Source organism: Brevibacillus sp. M2.1A (genome assembly GCF_013284355.2).
Taxonomy (GTDB): Bacteria; Bacillota; Bacilli; order Brevibacillales; family Brevibacillaceae; genus Brevibacillus.
In genome coordinates, this window is the sequence record NZ_JABSUY020000001.1 from 1 (window position 1) to 17,957 (window position 17,957).

The 17,957-nt window shown below is 45.1% G+C and carries 13 protein-coding genes and 1 pseudogene; 1 reads left to right on the forward strand and 13 read right to left on the reverse strand.

Going from position 1 to position 17,957, the window contains the following annotated elements; all coding sequences use genetic code 11:
* The 3 genes and pseudogenes from HP567_RS00005 to HP567_RS00015 form a co-directional block, all read right to left on the reverse strand.
* A pseudogene (locus HP567_RS00005) lies at window positions 1-424 on the reverse strand (hypothetical protein); the annotation flags it as partial.
* Between the two features lie 124 nt (window positions 425-548).
* Window positions 549-3,707, reverse strand: coding sequence for an S-layer homology domain-containing protein (locus tag HP567_RS00010; protein ID WP_173610502.1), 3,159 nt, complete (start codon window positions 3,705-3,707; stop codon window positions 549-551).
* A gap of 450 nt (window positions 3,708-4,157) precedes the next feature.
* Window positions 4,158-5,366: a TolC family protein gene (locus HP567_RS00015; protein WP_173610489.1), complete on the reverse strand. Its 1,209-nt coding sequence runs from the start codon at window positions 5,364-5,366 to the stop codon at window positions 4,158-4,160.
* Between the two features lie 272 nt (window positions 5,367-5,638).
* Between HP567_RS00015 and HP567_RS00020 the strand changes: the two genes are divergently transcribed.
* On the forward strand, window positions 5,639-6,298 hold the full coding sequence (locus tag HP567_RS00020; protein ID WP_173610488.1) for a YigZ family protein: 660 nt from the start codon (window positions 5,639-5,641) through the stop codon (window positions 6,296-6,298).
* Window positions 6,299-6,374: 76 nt separating this feature from the next.
* Here HP567_RS00020 and HP567_RS00025 read toward each other — a convergent pair whose 3' ends face one another.
* The 10 genes from HP567_RS00025 to spoIIID all read right to left on the reverse strand — a co-directional run bounded on the left by HP567_RS00025 (window position 6,375) and on the right by spoIIID (window position 17,845).
* Window positions 6,375-10,880, reverse strand: coding sequence for an S-layer homology domain-containing protein (locus HP567_RS00025; RefSeq protein ID WP_173610487.1), 4,506 nt, complete (start codon window positions 10,878-10,880; stop codon window positions 6,375-6,377).
* A 173-nt stretch (window positions 10,881-11,053) separates the two neighbouring features.
* Complete coding sequence (locus HP567_RS00030; RefSeq protein WP_173610486.1) at window positions 11,054-12,154, reverse strand: glycosyltransferase family 4 protein; 1,101 nt, start codon at window positions 12,152-12,154, stop codon at window positions 11,054-11,056.
* A gap of 27 nt (window positions 12,155-12,181) precedes the next feature.
* Entirely contained in the window at window positions 12,182-12,919 is a 738-nt protein-coding gene (locus HP567_RS00035) for a WecB/TagA/CpsF family glycosyltransferase (protein ID WP_048035063.1), read from the reverse strand.
* A gap of 124 nt (window positions 12,920-13,043) precedes the next feature.
* On the reverse strand, window positions 13,044-13,502 hold the full coding sequence (gene fabZ, locus HP567_RS00040) for a 3-hydroxyacyl-ACP dehydratase FabZ (RefSeq protein WP_173605649.1): 459 nt from the start codon (window positions 13,500-13,502) through the stop codon (window positions 13,044-13,046).
* A 172-nt stretch (window positions 13,503-13,674) separates the two neighbouring features.
* Window positions 13,675-14,196, reverse strand: coding sequence for a CDP-alcohol phosphatidyltransferase family protein (locus tag HP567_RS00045; protein WP_137032012.1), 522 nt, complete (start codon window positions 14,194-14,196; stop codon window positions 13,675-13,677).
* A 130-nt stretch (window positions 14,197-14,326) separates the two neighbouring features.
* Complete coding sequence (locus HP567_RS00050) at window positions 14,327-14,581, reverse strand: DNA-directed RNA polymerase subunit beta (RefSeq protein WP_173610485.1); 255 nt, start codon at window positions 14,579-14,581, stop codon at window positions 14,327-14,329.
* 35 nt (window positions 14,582-14,616) lie between these two features.
* Window positions 14,617-15,450, reverse strand: a complete 834-nt coding sequence (locus HP567_RS00055) for a flagellar hook-basal body protein (protein ID WP_173610484.1) — start codon at window positions 15,448-15,450, stop codon at window positions 14,617-14,619.
* Window positions 15,451-15,465: 15 nt separating this feature from the next.
* The gene (locus HP567_RS00060) at window positions 15,466-16,455 is read right to left on the reverse strand and encodes a flagellar hook-basal body protein (protein ID WP_173610483.1); all 990 of its coding nucleotides are present in this window, start codon (window positions 16,453-16,455) and stop codon (window positions 15,466-15,468) included.
* 7 nt (window positions 16,456-16,462) lie between these two features.
* Window positions 16,463-17,479, reverse strand: a complete 1,017-nt coding sequence (locus tag HP567_RS00065) for a rod shape-determining protein (protein WP_088909734.1) — start codon at window positions 17,477-17,479, stop codon at window positions 16,463-16,465.
* Window positions 17,480-17,560: 81 nt separating this feature from the next.
* A complete protein-coding gene (spoIIID, locus tag HP567_RS00070) occupies window positions 17,561-17,845 on the reverse strand; it encodes a sporulation transcriptional regulator SpoIIID (protein ID WP_003388385.1) in 285 nt (94 codons plus the stop codon).
* Window positions 17,846-17,957: the final 112 nt, after the last annotated feature.

Genomic DNA, 17,957 nt, shown 5'->3' on the forward strand with positions numbered 1-17,957 from the left:
TAGCACTTACAGATTCAACTTTCAGGTCACCTGGAGTTGTGCCATCTACTTTGTCTCTAGCATTTTCAGTTGCAGTAGAAGAACCATCTTTGTTCACTACTTTGTAGAGATCAGCGAAGTCTTCTTTTTTCAGAGGCTCGCCCAGAGCAACTTTACCGCCCTTGTCGAACATTTCTTGCAAAGAAGCACCGTTTCCTTTGTAGTCAACGAATACTACGTTGTTCAGGTTAGTAGCCATAGTTTTCAGCTCATTGTTATAAGCTGTTTTAGCTGCTGGCGTCATTTCGAACAGAACGTCAGTAGAGTAGAATTTTTTGATGTCTCCACCAATGTAAATACCATCTTTTGGTGCTGCGAAAGCAGAAGCTGCCAAGCTAGCTACAAGTGTAGTTGAAAGAACAGAAAGAACCACTTTTTTATTCACGTACTACCCCTCCGTATGTTTGATAGGAAGTTCTCTATAGTCGGGTAATATGAGTTAGAGGGGATATGTCCCCTCTAACTCTTTGGTAACCCAAATCCTGCTTCAGACTAGCTAACTGAAATTCTTACGCTTCTACGAATTTCACGTTTGCTTTGTCGGAATCTTTACCATTTTTGTTAGTAACTTTGAGTTCGCTAGAAGTTACTTTGTCTTCAGTTTGGTACTGGATGGAGATCTTGCCATCTTTGAAGTCCAGAACGTCAGGCGTTACTTCTTTACCGTTGATGGAGAAAATGATGTCATCAACGTCATCAGCCTTGATGTCTTTGTTCAGTTCTACAGAAGCACGGTAAATTTTCATTGTACCAGCAGATACATATTTACCTTCTACAGTAGTTGGAAGAGCATCCCAAACTGGTTTTTCGCCTTCAGCTGGCTCTTGTTTCAAGAATGCTTCTGCTTCATCTTCCAGGTCTTCTTTACGAACTGTCTTCTCGTCGGAAACGATCAGAACGAAGTCGTATTTAGTACCGGAGATGTCACCGCTGTCGATCATTACAACGTAGTCGCCTTCGTTAACGCCATCTGCTTCACCGAGGTCATCGAACAGATCGAAGTAAACTGTAGCAGATTTGATGCTAGCTTTCTTCTTGTTGCCGTCAGCATCTTTGTAAGTGATGGTGTCTTTGCTTACATCATCAACCAAACCAACAGTCAATTTGTCGATGTTTGCATCGCTCAGGCCTTTTTCGTCAGTTACTTCTGCGAGCATGCCTTTAGCGTTTTTGTTAACTACTTCAACTACATCGTCAACGATAACTTCGTCGTTGGAATCAACTGTGAATGCGATGAAGTCGTTACGACGGATGTCGTCATCTTTCAGATCGTCTTGATCGCCATCCAGTTTGTATTCTTTCTCAACGATTTTGTTGCTATCTTTCTCTTTAACCCATACTTTGATGGTGTCTTTACCGCCAGCGCGACCGAAGTCGATAACTTGACCGTAGATAGCGTCACCAGACAAACCGTCACCTTCAACAACGAAGATTGCTTCTACTTCGTCTTTGTCGTTTACAGTGTAGATTACGGACAGGTCGTTTTCATCAGCAACGTCTTTGAATTTCGCAGTTTTAGCGTTTTTCAGTTCAGCACGTTTGCCGTTTGTTTCCAACTCACCAGTCATGTTGAAGACAGCTGTTTTGTCAGTAACTTCGTAGTCGCCAACCATATCGTCGTCTTCATCTGCGAGGTCATCCCAAGCTTTGCCGGATTCTTCTTCAACCTTAACAGGTTTCAAGAATTCAACTTTGTCTGGTTTGCCATCTGCATCAAGAGTTACTTCTACGAGCAGAGTGTCTTTGTCTTTGCTAGGTACCAGAATGTTTTCCAGATCCCACTCGGACTTGCCATCTCTGGAGAAGTTTTTGCCATCGAAGTCATAGATGTCTTTAGCTTCGAGGGAAACAGTTACTTTTTTACCTTTTTGAGTCAACACAGTGAAATCCCAAGTGTCTTTGCTTGTGTTGAAAGTAGCTGCACGAGTGATGATTGCTTTTTGTTTGCGATCGTCGATAGCATCCTTAGTTTCGATGTGACGAACACGACCAGAAGCATCCAGGTACAGTTTTACTGTTTCGTCGTCCAAGCTGTCAACCAGATCCCAGTGGTCTTTGTCGATGTCTTGAACATCTTTGTTACCGTCATCGGAGAAAGTAGCACCTTCGTAAACGCGGTATGTTTTGTCGCCGATAGTCAGGCGGTAGTCGTTGTTGTTACGGCTAACAACTTTGTCTACTTTACCTTCTACTACTGTGTCAGTAGCGAATACCAGCAATTTGTCTTCGTCGCCATCAGCGTAGTATACGCTGTAAACCATGCCTTCTTTCAGATCGCTGAATTTAGCTGGTTTACCGTTAAGGAATACCAAGAAGTCTTTACCTTCTTCTTTGTCTTCCAGGTCGTTGAACTTGTCGTTATCACGGTTCGTGATTTTCTTTTTATCAGCATCGATTTTGGAGATAACTTCGGAACCGTATTTAACGCCTTCGTCTTCTTTGTTCATGGATTGGTCGTCAATAACGTGGATGTAAGCAATCTCGTTATTGTTGTCCAGAACAACTTTTGCACCGAAAGTGAATCCGCCATCAGCGTTGTCCTTGATGATTTCTTTCAAACCATCAACTGGATCGTTGAAGCGAGTGAAGTTGTAAGTTACTTTAGTGTTTTTGTTGAAGCGGTAGCTCTTTTCGCTAGCATCCAGCTCCAATTTCAGATCAGCCAGATCAGAGTTGCTCAGATCTTTTGGATCTTCCAAAAGTTTGCCTTTCAGCGTGAACTCGCCAACGCGGTCCATGATAACTTCTTGGTCTGTGGAACCTTCCATCCAAACGATTACGTCTTCACGGTCGTCTTTGATCCACACTTGTACGTGTTGACCATCGAAATCGTTAGCGTTGATACCGTCAGCTACTTTGTAAGTAGTGTTGCCGATTCCAGCGTCTTTACCGTTCAAAGTAACTTCGTTAGCTTTGATTTTGCCCAGACCGATAGCTGGTACGTTAGTTACCAATGGCAGGTCTTCGCTGTCGTTGCCAGCTTCTTGAGCCCATTCCATGTCACGAACAGTAACTTTCAGGTATTTAGTCAGGAGAGTTTCTTTCGTGATTTCATGACGGATGTCAGTACCGAATTCAACTTGCTCCATCAGGTCTACGCGAAGAGCGTTGTCGAGCATTTTGAAGATGTCGCCACGAGTTGCTGCATTGTTAGGAGAAGTGATGCTTCTAGCAATGTTCAGCTCGGAAGCTTTGGAGATCATGCTGTTAGGCCATACACCCTTAACGGATGGCTCATAACCCAGTGCACGAACGATCATAGTTACAGCTTCAGCATAAGTAACTTGGTTTTGTGGTTTAAAAGATTTGTCCGGGAAACCTTTTACGATTTCTTCGCCGGAAGCTACGTTTACGAAACCAGCAAACCAATCAGTAGATTTTACATCTGTGTAAGTATTGCTGAATTGTGCCAATTTCGCACCTTGCTCCAGTCCGCGAGCGCGAACAACCAGAGTAGCGAACTCTGCACGAGTGATAGTTTTGTCTACACCGTATTCGCCGTTGCCATAACCTGCTACCAGGCCAAGAGCTTCCAGACGTTTTACGGTTTTTTCCATATCAGCATCCATTTTAGGAGCTGTAGTTGCTGCTTCTTCTGCTGCGAAAGCCATTGGAGCAACAGTAAGTGCGAGTGCACTAGCCAATACACTGTTAACGACCTTTTTCATAACCTTGTGTTCTCCTCCTCTAGTATAAACAAATTGTTCTTGGGGAATATTTGTTGTTAATCTATCTTTCTTTTTAAAGCCCGAATCCTGCAAGCGCGTGTCACCTCCTTTCGCAGGAAAGCCTCGCTTTTTGTGTTAAAAATCTCTAGTATATTCAGTATTGTGTAAAATGCAACAATCACTAGTGTAACACAACTGCTAGAATTCGTGAATCTTTTTTACACAATTCCCCGTTTTTCGTGTGACATCCTATTAAACGCCTGAGCGAATCAAAAGTTGCGGCGCCTTCGAAAAAAATTTAAAGTTTTTTTCGTGGTTCGTTATTCACCTGTCCATTATGTACGAAGTGACATCCGCCACAATCCGTATTATAGGGGACATATGGCGGGCTGTCACGACTGAACCTTTTTCCAATTTGGGTCAAAACCTCATAATCTTGCTTGAATTAGGTTAATTTCCTAATGCATTTTCAAAGTTTACGACAGCCAAGTTGTAAGACAGGACAGCTTTTTGGTACTCGTTCTCACGAGTAGACAGCGCTTCTTCCGATTGGATTACTTCCAAAGTCGTCGCGAGTCCATTTTCAAAACGCAAATTTTTCAAACGATAGCTCTCAGCAGCAGAATCTTTTGCCGCTTTTTGGAAATCAATCGCCTCACGAGCTGCGTTTAGGTTGAGGTATGCCTGTGCAACATCTTTCGAAACGGTACGTTTTGCCTCATCAATGGCAAGCTTCGATTTCTCGACGTTGTTGCGAGCTTGTTGACCAGAAAGAGTTGACGCCGCTGTATACTCGGCGATCAGCTTCACATTCAATTCTGCCAGCTTGAGCTCTTCTTCTGCTTTGGTAATTTCCAAACGTTTAGAGAGGGCCTGCTTCTCGGCATCTTCCATGGTAATCGAGATTGGAGCCATTTTCTTATTGGCTGAGACGATTTTCCATTCTTTTTGCAGATCAACGCCAAGGAAATCGTTCAAATTCATCACGGCAATTTCCAAGTTGTTTTCCGCAGTCGTCAACTGAGCTTTTGCACCAGCTACGCCCATTTCTGCTTCAAGAACATCAGTCTTCGCGTTCGTTCCAACATCAAATGCAGCCTTGGCTACTTTCAGTTGTGCTTCTGCACGAGCCAAGCTTTGTTTTTTCAAATTCACGTCATCTTGAGCAAAAATCAGTTTGTAATAGGCATCTTGTGCACCTAACTTGATTTTTCCTTCTGTAGACTTAACAGCGAGCGCATTCAGCTTCTTAGTCATTTCACTTTGGGCGCTTCTTACATACTTTGCTTGCGCTGCATCCAAGGATTCCAGCATGTCTGCTGTCATTTGTGCCGTGCTTCTGTAAGTAATCGAGTTGTTAATATCTGCATTTTTCGCATCCAGAATAGCATTTTGTAATGTGACGTTGGTTTTCAAAGCTTGTTCAATCGCTTTATCCAACGTCAACTCTTCTGTTGCGGCAGTATCAGGCGTTGTCGTATTCTCTTTGCCTGCCTCAGCTGCTACTTTATCGTTTGATGCTTGTACAGTCGTAGGTGCCTTTGCTTGATCGGAGCCTGTATTCGCAGATGCCGTCAAGGTTCCTGCGCCAAGGGCTGTTGTTAATAATGCCGCCAAACTGATAGACATCCATTTCTTTTTCGAATATGGAAAATTCACTGACTTCCACTCCTTTATTTTATATTGAGCATAAAATTATTAACCACATTAAATATGTGGTTTGTCCCAAGATCACTATATCACAGAGTTATCCTTCTCACACGCAAAATTATGCCATACCAGCATTTTCATAAGGGAATCATAAGGAACTCCTCCCTTTCCTTTTTTATTCCACAAGCACCACATAGAGTACTACGATTATGTGTCAAAAACATTTCACTGTTCGCCAACATTTCTTTGGCATGCTATCCTTTTCTTGAGGTGATTGTACGATGCTAACCCAATACAAAACCATCGCTGGCTACGGTGAGGACTATATCGTTATTGAGCGCTCCCGTTTTATCGGATATGCCCAGCGGGTTACCACTGAGGAAGAAGCGACAGCATTTATCGCGATGATCAAAAAGAAGCACTGGGACGCTACTCATAACTGTTCTGCTTTTGTCATCGGCGAAAACGATCAGATTCAGCGCTCGAGTGATGACGGGGAGCCTAGCGGTACGGCAGGCAAGCCGATCCTGGAATGCATCAAGAAAAACGGCGTGAAGGATACGGTCGTGGTCGTCACTCGCTATTTCGGCGGAATCAAGCTTGGGGCTGGTGGACTTGTTCGGGCTTATACAGCTGGAACGGTCACTGCATTGAAGGCTGCGAAGATCGTGGTGCACACGCTGCATCAGACGGTCTCTGTCAGCGTGGACTATACGTGGTGGGGCAAAGTCGAGAACGAGCTGCGTCTAGGCGAACATCGCGTGAGTGGTACGGATTTTACAGACAAGGTGACTGCGCATGTGCTGATCCCTGAGGGGGAACAGGATGAGTTTGTCTCACGGATGGTTGATTTGACGAATGGACAAGCTCAGATCGTGCTGGGGGAGAAGGAATATGTGGAGGTTCCTGTAGACGCGGTTGGCGATGTGGAAGAAGAGTAATTTCTCCATGAAAAAAGCTGAAGAGTCGATGACCTCTTCAGCTTTTCTTCTATTATATATGGCGAAATATCTCGGCTTACTGCTTAGGCAGTTTTTTGAGTTGGACCATCACACGAATAGTGATGACAGCCATTTCAGCACGAGTCAGGTTGTTTGTTGGTTTGAAGCTGTAGGTTGACTTTTTCTCACCTGGATTATCTATTTCGCCGTTCATCAGTTTCGCCTTGCTGACAGCAAGTACGGATGGAGCTGCATAGTAACTAACATCCTTGGCATCTGAGAACATTTTGTTCAAAGCCAGTTTGGAAGCATCGAGTGTACCCAATTTGAGATTAAGCGCACGCGAGATCATGATTGCTGCTTCTTCGCGTGTAAGATTTTCATCTGGACGGAAGTACCCTGGTTGTTTTCCACGAATAATTCCAGCCCGAGCAGCCGTCTCAATGTATTTGTACTCATAATCCCACGAATCGCGATTCGGACGAACATCCGTAAAGGTCGGTTCTAACGGATCACGCTCGTTGCTATCCCGATATGGCCCAGCGTTAATTGGCAAATCCATCGCTTTAACCAGCATCGTCGCAAATTCGCCGCGTGTCATGTCACGGTTTGCCCCAAAGCTGCTTCCACTGTATGCTGGCATGATGCCTTTGGCGTACAGCGTCTCAATTGCATCACGAGCGAAATCATGTCCAATGACATCATCGTATGTTTCTCTCGTTTTCATGACCATGTAATAACCAAAACCAGCAAACGGTACGGTAACAGTCTTTTTGCTTGTACTCACTACGCCACTAATATTTTTCCATTCATCCCCATTGTGATAGAAAACGGTCAGGATGTTATTCGCTGCGTTTACAATGGATGGATCGTATTTGATGGTAATTGTACCGCGAAGGCTAGGAACCAGATTGTCTTGCCAACGACTCTTGAAGTCTTCCGCATCGCCTTCATCGAAGTATGGATCACGACCACCCGGGGCTTCTGTATCACCTGCATCTACATAGTACAGAGGACTTGCATAGTTAAAGTTAGCTTCCAGAACCAGTCGTTCTTCCAGATTATCCTCGTCGATGTTTATTTGTCCTGTTGTCCTGTCTGCCATACCGAAGTATAGAGGTACATCGACAAAAATATCTCCGTTAGGATTCTTCACTTCTTGACCAGCACGGCTGTCATCTGGTGACAGCAATACGGTACCTTTCGGGAACTTCAACTCAAATTGCTTATCAAATACGCTGAAAGTAGTTTTCTTCCCTAATACATCACGATATTCTGCACCATTTACAGTCGAACTCGCATTGTAAATCTTGATTTCGTCTTTATAGGTGCTATCGCCTACCACAACCGAGAATTTAATTGTGTTTAGACCTTTTTTAAGTGGAACTGTAGATGTAAATACATAGTAAGTCTCAGGGATTGTTTTCCCTTGATCGTCATCGTAATAGAAGTCAGGGTTGCTTGTATTGGATACTTTTGCCTCTGTTTTGCCAAACAATACTTTGTCCGCATTTTCCGCAAACACTTTCACAACTGCACTGTTGCTATTTACGATAACGTATGGATCGTTTTCTTTTGCTTTTACTGGGGACAAAACTTCCCAGCTGGAATATTTCTGATCGATGTTGATGTCATAGCGAATGACAGTGCCATTGTCATCTTCAGCTACGATGGTGTAGACCGTTGTTCCACCCTTTTTCAAAGTCAGAGGGAAAAGGGCCAGTTTCTGTTCTTGTTCTTTGGCATCAGTCACAGCATCTTGCACTTCTTCAACAAGATCGCCGTATTTCTTCGTGGTCATCTTCCCTTCAAATCGGGAACGGGACTGCGAATCAATGTTGTGCTCATCAAACAAGTCTTCCAAATCATTATTCAACGATGCTTCCAGGCGCGCTTTTACGTATTCCTGGTTTGTCGTATCTTGTTCCCAATCTCCACTCTTGTAGCGGAAATCGTTGATACGTTTTCCGTTCTTTTCAATGTAGACATGTGTTGCATCATTTACAGTAAAGCTCAAGTTGGTCAAGAAGTTGGCACCTGTCTTATAAGATGCATCTCCAGCTTTCTTGGTCAACTCTTCAGTATCACCATTGGAGATGATCTCCAGCTTCACATCCTCTACAGATGGCGTCTTGGATGAGTTGTAAGAAACATTATAGGTGAATACTGTTTGTGGATCGTCTTTCAAGGTAATTTTCAGGACGTTGTTACCTTTTTTGTAACCGAGCAGATTTTTAGGGATAAGGAACGTACCCTTGGTTGTATCGATACCAGCACTAATATCGATTTTCGAACCATTTAAGGTTGCCTCAATGTTACTTGACTTCAAAACATAGTTGTACACTTTCCCGTCGAGATTTCGGATATCATTCTCACTTTTTACTTGATATCCATCTTCAAAGCTACGCACCTGTCCTGTTGCATCTACATAGGTGATTTGAGCAAATGGAGTAATGCGAATATCCAGGGTGTAAGTAGCTGAACCTGTTCCACCAGGATATCCAATTACTAATTTACCCTGACCCTGTGGCAGCTTTTTCAAAGTAAGTGTAAATTCATCAGTAGCTGACGTAATTACATAGTCAACTCCAGAAGTCAACTTCTGCCCGTTATACGTAATGGTTGAATTATCAGGAGTTGGAATATTTTGCGTGACCGCCTTCAACTCCAACGGTGAAGTCACAATGATATTTGTAGCCGTCGGAGACAATACTTGTGCGTTTGCCAAATTTATCACTTGTGAAATGTTTGGCTTGGAGTTATCCAAGTATTTGAATTCATACTCGTAGTTCGCGACATTTATAAAGCCCGATGGAGACGATACGGTATTATCTGAAGCCTTTGACAGGTATTGATAGCTCAAGGATAACTTATACGTTTTACCGTCCTTAAAGATTCCTGCAGGTACCTTCGCCATATCTACCGCATATTCCGTAAATCCGCTTTGCGGGTTGCCGATCTCCTTGAAGCCTACCCCCTCAGCAGACTTGTACTCATATTTGTTACTGCCATCAGAAATCGTAATCTTGAATTCTTGGAACTTCTGCTCATTTGTAATATCTACAAACTTCAACAGCGCCGAGCCATTCAACGCCATCTCTGGGGATGAAGCTGGACCTGATATCGTCGATTGCTGGTTAGGCAGAAGTGCTACTCCCCCTAACGTTACTTTGTAAAACTGATCAGAGCTTCCGGATGATGTTGTCGTTACCAAGAGCTTTCGGACAAAAGTCCCTACCTCTTTATTTTGGTTAAAGACCCTGATCTCCAAGGTATTTTCGCCAAGTTGGGATGGAACACTCAATCCAAAAGATCCCGTGCGGTTTACCTGCGTTTTGACCACATCGCCTGTACGCATATTTTTCACTTCAACAGTATCCGCATTGAGCGCTTTCCCGTCCATATTCAAATTCAGACGGTTGAGTGATGGAACCGTGATATAAGTTGGACTAGTGTTGACATTCGGATCGTTCAGCGGTGTGTCATTTACTTTCAAGTCACTGACAAGTGGTGTGTTGTTGTATTGAACATAGAACTGGTAGTGCTCTTTTGTTACGTTTCCTACTTTTTCATAGAAAGCGATCTGATTCAGACCTGGTTTCAAGCCGATGTTGCTAAATGTAAAGTTGCTGCCATTAATCGCTGGCGCAGTATTGGCCAAGTCTTGAATGGAAGTGCCGTTGTTCGTGATCAGCTTCAGTCGCAAGCTGCTTCCAGTTACTCCACTGCCATACGTCCCAACCAAGGTTATCGTAGAGTCTCCATAAATCACTGGGGTATAGGCTGTCGTTCCTCCAGAGAAGTTAGTAATGGAGATTGGGCTGTTCTGCGAGTTGTACTCGTAATAAACAATAGCACGCTCTCCTGTATTCGACGCAAACAACTGAATTGCATTCAGTCCAGGAGATAGATCGATATCTGGCAAGATACCTCCAGAAGAACCAGTTACAGTTCTAACGGTTATGCCGTTTACTTGAACCTCTACAGCCCGTGTTTTATCCAATTTATCTGAAACAGTATATTCGTATTTCAAATTCGTTACTGTTCGATTTGTTACCTTTATAGGGGTACTTTGATGCTTACCCGCTCCGCCGTTATCAAATTTTAGCGGACCTTCTCCTGGAGCAGAAGGTTTTGGTGTGTACTGAAAGAAAATCTCTGCTGTATCATTCGTTGTATTGGCCGTTACTTTTGGCCTCACTGTAACTTTGGTCACTGCTCCACTGCTGTTCAAATAAAAATCTGGCAGTGTAATTTTGTTGCCTACGAACAATTGATTATTCGGAAACACGACATTATCAATTAAAACGTCTACACCTTGACCATTTTTGGTGCTATCGGTGTAAGTAAGCTCGACTCCATGGACCAGTTTGCTTAGGGTCTTGATCGGCGTGCTATAACTTTTACCATCGCCATTAGGTGGTGTCGGTGTCACAACATAGTCAGGTAGTGTCTGGAAACCTACCCAGTTGGAACCCAGCGCCGCAGAAGCTGGCACTGCTGGCAACATACCTGTAACAATCAGCATCATTGTCAGGCACATGACCAGCCAACGACGGAATTGTTGATAGGACTTGTTCATATTTTCACCTCTCCGTTTGTTTTTGAAGCCTCTTATGTGTCCCACACTTGTAATGGGACAATGTAATTCTCCCTATCTTTATCGGACAATTCCATTCTTCACTTAAGTGTTTCCCCCTAAATTTTGGCGAAAAAAAGCCCTAGCACCATTAAATGCTAGGGTTCTTTGTATTTCTAATTCGTCCGACGCTGTTGCTCGGTCTGTTTAATTTTGATACGTCTGTAAGCATTAATCAGTGGGCGGTGACGGCGGCTTACGAGTCCAACGATCTCCGTTCCGAGATGAATGGCAATCAGCAGCGCGACCATGACGATAATCGTAGTCCACTTCGTCGTTTTCGTCAGAAGGATCGCCATCGTCCCGAAGAAAATGCTGATCGAGTAAATCGTGAGTACAGTCGAGCGGTGCGACAGACCCATGTTTAGCAAGCAGTGATGCAAATGCCCTTTGTCTGGGCTCGAAATCGGCTTTTTGTTTACGATCCTGCGCACGATGGCGAAGAACGTATCCCAGAGCGGTACACCCAGCACGACGATTGGAATGATAAAGGAAACGAACAACGCTTCTTTAAAGCCCATGATCGATAGTGCAGCCAGGTTGAAGCCCAAGAAAAGCGAACCGGTGTCGCCCATAAACAGACGAGCCGGATGAAAGTTAAAGTAGAGAAAGCCCAGGATCGCTCCAAGGAGCACGAAACAGTAGGTCGCTACCTTGTAATCATCCATCAACAAGGCCATGACACCCATTGTCCCTGCAGCAATTGCTGATACACCTGCCGACAGTCCATCTAGACCGTCAATCAGGTTCACCGCATTCGTTACCCCGACAATCCAAAACATTGTGATCGGAATCGCCAGCCAGAAAAGCCAGCCACTGCTGAAATCAATGCTCCCGCTATACGGTAGATTCACGACGCCAATCTTCAAGCCAAAAGGAATGACGACAATCGCTGTTGCGACTAGCTGGCCAAGCAACTTCCATTTTGGCGAGAGTTGGTATTTGTCATCGAGCATGCCTACGACCATAACAATCGTACTTCCGATGAAAATTCCCAGCATTTCTGACATGGTTGTATGTGGGACAAATAGGAAGAACGCAACCAGATAACCGATATAAATCGCCAAGCCACCCATACGTGGCATGATTCGCGTGTGTACTTTGCGCTGGTTCGGAGCATCCACAGCCCCTACTTTTACAGCCAAGTTTTTTACATACGGTGTAGCAATAAACGATATGATCAGCGAAGTCAGAAATCCGAGGATTAGTGTAGACATCGACTGTTCTCCTCTCTACGGATGCATCTAGGAACGGCTACTCCATTTTTCTTTCAGTACGGTTAGAACAAACCGAGGAATAGCCAGTTGACGCTTCCAGCGTGAAGGCTCAGAAGCAAGTCGATAAAACCATTCCAAATGCAGTTTTTGCCAAATCTCGGGAGCGCGCTTTACTTTCCCGGAAATGACGTCAAAGCTGCCGCCTACCCCCATCATTAAGGAGGCATTTAACTGATCGCGATACTTCGCCATCCATTCATCTTGTCTGGGCGCACCCAGTGCGACGAACAGGAGCTGTGGTTTCGCTTCGGCAATTTCTTGTACAATTTGAGTTTCTTCCTCTGGGCGAAAATAGCCATCCCGACATCCGACGATTCGGGCGTTCGGATAACGAGCACTCAGTTTGTCTTTTGCCAAATGAATGACATCCGGCTTGGCGCCGAGTAAATACACGCCCCACTGATGTTGATCGGCTTTCGCCATGAGCGCTTCCAGAAGCTCCACACCGGTAACGCGCTCATAAATTGGCTGATTCGTCCATTTGGCAGCGTACACGATTCCAATTCCATCTGGAACGACATAGGCTTGTTCTACAATAGAACGGAAAGCGCGGTTCTCTCTCGCTACCATGACGATTTCCGGATTGGCTGTCACCACGTGGGTCTTTTGACCGCTTTGTATGCGCTCTGTTATATGATCGACAGTCTCACGAAAACCGCGAGTCGTAAATGGCACATCTAATATGGTTGCGACCTGTTTGGTCATTTCTTCACCTTCAAGTGCTTGTTAGTAAATGAATGTTTAAAAAGACGGCTTTTTAAACTACCTTCTCATGGATGGAGTTGCCCATTAGCCATTCTACCCGAAAAGAAAGGCACATTCAAGATGATCATGAATGTGCCTTATTTCCTGCCGTCAGGGCAAACATTAATCCGCCCTCTGCTACTACTTTTCCATTTACCAGTGCTCTGCCATGTCCTTTGCCGACGGTTCCACGTACACGAGTAAGCTCAACCTCTAGTACCAGCGTGTCTCCCGGCTTCACCTGATCTTTGAAACGGAATTCATCAATGCCTGCAAACAGTCCGATTTTTCCTTGATGTTCCTCCATGCTGAGCATCGCTACTGCCCCAACCTGTGCCAACGCTTCCACAATAAGGACGCCAGGCATGACTGGATAACCAGGAAAATGGCCTTGGAAAAACGGTTCATTTACCGTAACATTTTTAATTCCAACTGCTCTTTTTCCTAACTCCAGCTCTTCAATTTTGTCTATCAACAAAAACGGGTAACGGTGTGGAATGATTTCCTGAATTTGCATAATATCCAAAGGCGCTTTGATTTCCATTATGTATCGCTCCATTTCCATACTTAACTAGACTTGTCTATGCATGAATACCCTTTAACCAACGAAACAATATACATAATTCCCGCCCCAGTAAAACGGACAAGCGGGGTTAAGATAAAAGGGGCACTTCCTCCCCAAAGCGGAAGTGCTCTTTTTCAACTTGCTGGAACCCTTACATGCGGTTCAATAGTCGAGCCTTTGCCAGATAAATCGCACTCGCAATAAATGAGAACGCTATAACCGACCAAAGTATCGCTTCACTGTACTCGTAACGGTACATAACGAGCGGAATGACCAGATACAAAAGAACGGTTGTCAGCTTGCCATAGGCATTAGCCGGGACAGTTTTTTTGCCACGGAAATGATAAACAGCTCCTGTTACTATCATGGCCAGATCGCGCACAAAGAAAAACAGGGCAGCCCATACACTGATTCGATCCGTCAAAAATAATGAGGCGATGACCGCCAGCATCATTAATTTATCTGCCAGAGGATCTAACATCATTCCGATGGTGGTCACAAGCTTATGCTTCCGCGCGATGTACCCGTCCGCAATATCGGTCACTCCCGCCAAAATCAAAATGCCTAAAGCGATTTCAACATGATACGGAAACTCCGAAAAAAAGACATACAGGTACAAAGGGATGAGCACGATGCGAAAGATCGTAAGCAAATTAGGAAGATTCACGGACATCCCTCCGTATTCAAATCGTCACTTCCTTTTTCAACCACTCGACCTATTATACTCTGTGGACAAACACCACAACAAGTCCCCGAAAAAATAGGAGCCCCAACCAAAGGTTCGGGCTTGTCCAGCTTCATTTTTACGTATCCTCAAACATTAAATCCCACATATGTTTGTAGGTTCCTGGATCGAATACTTCAGACATTGGCTTCTTGCCAACTCCACCGTATCCGATCATCAGACCAACGACCAGAGAGAAAAACAGCAGGAGTGGGACCAGCACCATCTTGGCAACTCTCAGCCGCCAATTTTTGCCGCTCCGTTCCCGCTCTCTTGCTTTTGACTTAACCTCTTCGGTCTGACGCGGGAAACGTTTGCTCTTCCCTTGTTCCATGCTCCTCTCCTCCGTCATGTTGAATTTATATGGCTTTATCTGCTTCTCAATTGGTTCGCAATACCCATCATTTGATCACTGATACCAATTGCGCGTGAGTTCAATTGATACGCACGCTGAATGTTCACCAGTTGGGACATTTCTTCTGTCATGCTGACGTTTGATGACTCGAGAGCACCTTGGCGCAATGTTACACCATCATCATATGCACTGGTGTATTTACTTTGCGGTCCTGCCCCGAAAGCCAATTCGGCATCAAACAGATTCTCACCGACTTGCTTTAGCTGATCAGGGTTCTCTACATTCCATACACCAATTTTTACAGGTGCCGGCATTCCGTCCGCACTGAAAGTACCATCAGGGGAAATCGAGATATTTTTTACTGGCTCCGGGAATACGATATTCGCACCATTTTCGTCTGTCAAAATATGGCCAGACGTGGTGTGCAGTACGTATCCCTTGTCATCATCATCATAAGACAGCTTAAAAGAACCATTACGCGTAAAGCGACTTTCTTCATCCACGGTGATCTTACTCGCATCTTTGATTTTACGAGTGACCAAAAAATAGCCATCTCCTTCAATCAAAACATCTGTTGGCACATCTGTCTGCTTGAGACTGCCTTGACCGAGATCCAGCTTGGTCATGGCAAGATGCGCTCCACTACCGATTCTTATCCCCACTGGTGTATTGCGATTTTGGTTATCCGCTGCCGGCTGCTCATTCATTGAGTCTGTGAGAAGCTCGGAAAACGATGCTACCCTGCGCTTGTACCCAATCGTATCAATGTTCGACAGGTTGTTGGCTGTATTGTCCAACGCTTGCTGAATACCGCGCATAGCTGATGTGGAAATATTAAGCGACTGCATCCTTCCTACCTCCTATTATCCATTAACCCGACCAATTTCATTAGCAGCCTTGTCCAGCGTACCGTCAATCGTGGTAATTACCCGTTGGTTCGCTTCATAGGCGCGAAGCACACTCATCATACTCGTCATGGTTTGTGCTGGGTCTACATTCGACCGTTCACGCCAGCCCTGTTGTGTACCGAAACGTCCCGCGACCATAGGGGTATTGTACGTACCAGCTGCTATAGCAGCCTGATCGTTGGCTTCTGCCAAATCGATCCCTTCCACTGGTATATCGCCTTCAAATCGGAAAACATTCGTTCCTTCACGTACAAGCTTTAGCGGATCGGTTACCACTGCAAGTCCCAATCTAGCATGAGTAGGAAGCGCCGTATACTGTTCTGCTTTGGTGATTGGATCAATGGTAACTTGCATCAATTCGCCACGCTCGGAAATTTTCAGGTTTTGACCGACATTGGTTCCGAGTGCGGGATCATGGTTGATTCGAATCGCCTGATTAGAGCTATCCAGCACATAATATCCTTCCGCTGTCACCAGGTACCCGTCCGAATTCACGCTCCAGTTACCATTTCTCGTATAGCGGATATCCTCTTGCTGTACTGGCTGAGCCAAATCCGCTTGTTCAATCCGTGCCACACCGTAAAACAACCGCCGCTCATTGCCATCCTGATCTGGCTGAATATTGTCCATCAACGCAATATCATATGGATTGCGTGTCTCTTCAATATCCCCCTGCGCAAAATTCGGCAGCGCCTCCGCCATGTATACCCCTGTGTTCAGACGCCCGATAATGGCAGGCTGCCCAGGCATAGTAGGGATGCCCGGAACATCCAGTCCCTCATGATCATTCATGCGCGAGAGCAATTGCTCCGGAAATGCACGCATGACACCCACGTCCTGTTTGAACCCGGGTGTATTGATATTTGCTAAATTGTTCGCCAGCGATTCTTGCCTGTTCTGCAAAGCCAGCATGCCAGATGCAGACGTATACAAGCCTCTGATCACTTAAATCTTACCCCCTGAATAATCGCTTATTCGAGTTAGCTGGCATCTTGTCCAAATAGTCCAGCATCATTCCTGTTCCTTTTGCAACGCACATCATTGGCTCGTCCGCTACCAGCACAGGAACCTTCAGCTCCTCTGCCAGAATCTCGTCAATACCGTGCAATAATGCGCCGCCACCGGTCAGGAAAACACCCTTATCAATTATATCGGCAGAAAGCTCCGGAGGTGTTCGTTCTAAAACAGATTTTGAGGCTTGTACAATCGCACTCACCGACTCAGCCAGGGCTTCCTGGACTTCATTGGAGCGAATGGTAATCGTTTGCGGCAAGCCGCTTACCATGTCTCGACCTCGAATGTCCATTTCGTCCTGGCGTCCGCCGGATACGGTTCCAATCTGAACCTTGATATCTTCAGCCGTACGCTCTCCAATCAGCAATTTGTATTTATTTTTTATGTAACGCATAATAGCCACATCGAATGTATCGCCTGCTATTTTAATGGAGGAAGACGTGACAATATCGCCCATCGACAATACCGCTACATCGGTCGTTCCCCCACCGATGTCCACTACCATATTTCCGGACGGCTGAAAAATGTCCATACCTGCCCCAACTGCGGCAACTTTCGGCTCTTCTTCGATAAATACTTCTCTTGCTCCACCGCTGCGCTCAGCTGCTTCGCGAATGGCCTTTTGCTCAACAGAGGTGATGTTGGTTGGGCAGCAAATCAAAATTCGCGGTCGGGCAAACATGCTCTTCCCACCAATTTTGTTTAAGAAGTGCTTCAGCATGGCCTCTGTGATTTCAAAATCCGCGATAACCCCTTCTCGCAAAGGTCGGATCGCTACGATATTCCCTGGGGTGCGACCTACCATGCGATAGGCTTCATTTCCCACGGCCAAAACTTTTCTGGTTTTACTATCTATTGCCACGACAGATGGTTCGTCTAGGACAATTCCCTTGCCTTTTACAAAAACCAAGACATTGGCCGTGCCCAAGTCGATTCCGATATCTTTGCCAAACATGAAAGGTCCTCCCTGATTACCAGTTACATTTCTACCTAATATCATAGGCTCTTCTACGTGAGAGGACAAGGAAATTCTTTCTTACACACTCTCCTCCTGTTCTACTCGTACTTTTTTACTACGCCGTTTGTACTTGATTTTGGTCGCTTCGCCCCCCCGAAGATGTCTGATGGCTTTGTGATATTCCAAAATTTCCTTAACCTGGTTCGCCAACTCTGGATTTATCTCAGGCAGCCGCTCAGTCAAGTCCTTGTGCACAGTACTTTTCGAAACACCGAACTCTTTGGCGATCATCCGAACCGTATTTCTTGTCTCTACAATATATCGGCCGATTTTGATGGTCCGCTCTTTGATGTAGTCGTGCACATTACTCGCCTCCTTGTATCTACATTGTCTGATACAATATATGGGTGCGTAGGGACACATATTCTACGTTTCCAAGCCTGACAAGCCAGCACGGCCTCATCTTTTTTCAACA

Bases quoted from the DNA above. Each gene is read 5' to 3' on its own strand.
- HP567_RS00025 (WP_173610487.1), bottom strand. From the start codon at position 10,880: ATGAACAAGTCCTATCAACAATTCCGTCGTTGGCTGGTCATGTGCCTG.
- HP567_RS00030 (WP_173610486.1), bottom strand. From the start codon at position 12,154: ATGTCTACACTAATCCTCGGATTTCTGACTTCGCTGATCATATCGTTT.
- HP567_RS00020 (WP_173610488.1), top strand. From the start codon at position 5,639: ATGCTAACCCAATACAAAACCATCGCTGGCTACGGTGAGGACTATATC.
- HP567_RS00035 (WP_048035063.1), bottom strand. From the start codon at position 12,919: ATGACCAAACAGGTCGCAACCATATTAGATGTGCCATTTACGACTCGC.
- HP567_RS00050 (WP_173610485.1), bottom strand. From the start codon at position 14,581: ATGGAACAAGGGAAGAGCAAACGTTTCCCGCGTCAGACCGAAGAGGTT.
- HP567_RS00065 (WP_088909734.1), bottom strand. From the start codon at position 17,479: ATGTTTGGCAAAGATATCGGAATCGACTTGGGCACGGCCAATGTCTTG.
- HP567_RS00055 (WP_173610484.1), bottom strand. From the start codon at position 15,450: ATGCAGTCGCTTAATATTTCCACATCAGCTATGCGCGGTATTCAGCAA.
- fabZ (WP_173605649.1), bottom strand. From the start codon at position 13,502: ATGGAAATCAAAGCGCCTTTGGATATTATGCAAATTCAGGAAATCATT.
- HP567_RS00045 (WP_137032012.1), bottom strand. From the start codon at position 14,196: ATGTCCGTGAATCTTCCTAATTTGCTTACGATCTTTCGCATCGTGCTC.
- HP567_RS00010 (WP_173610502.1), bottom strand. From the start codon at position 3,707: ATGAAAAAGGTCGTTAACAGTGTATTGGCTAGTGCACTCGCACTTACT.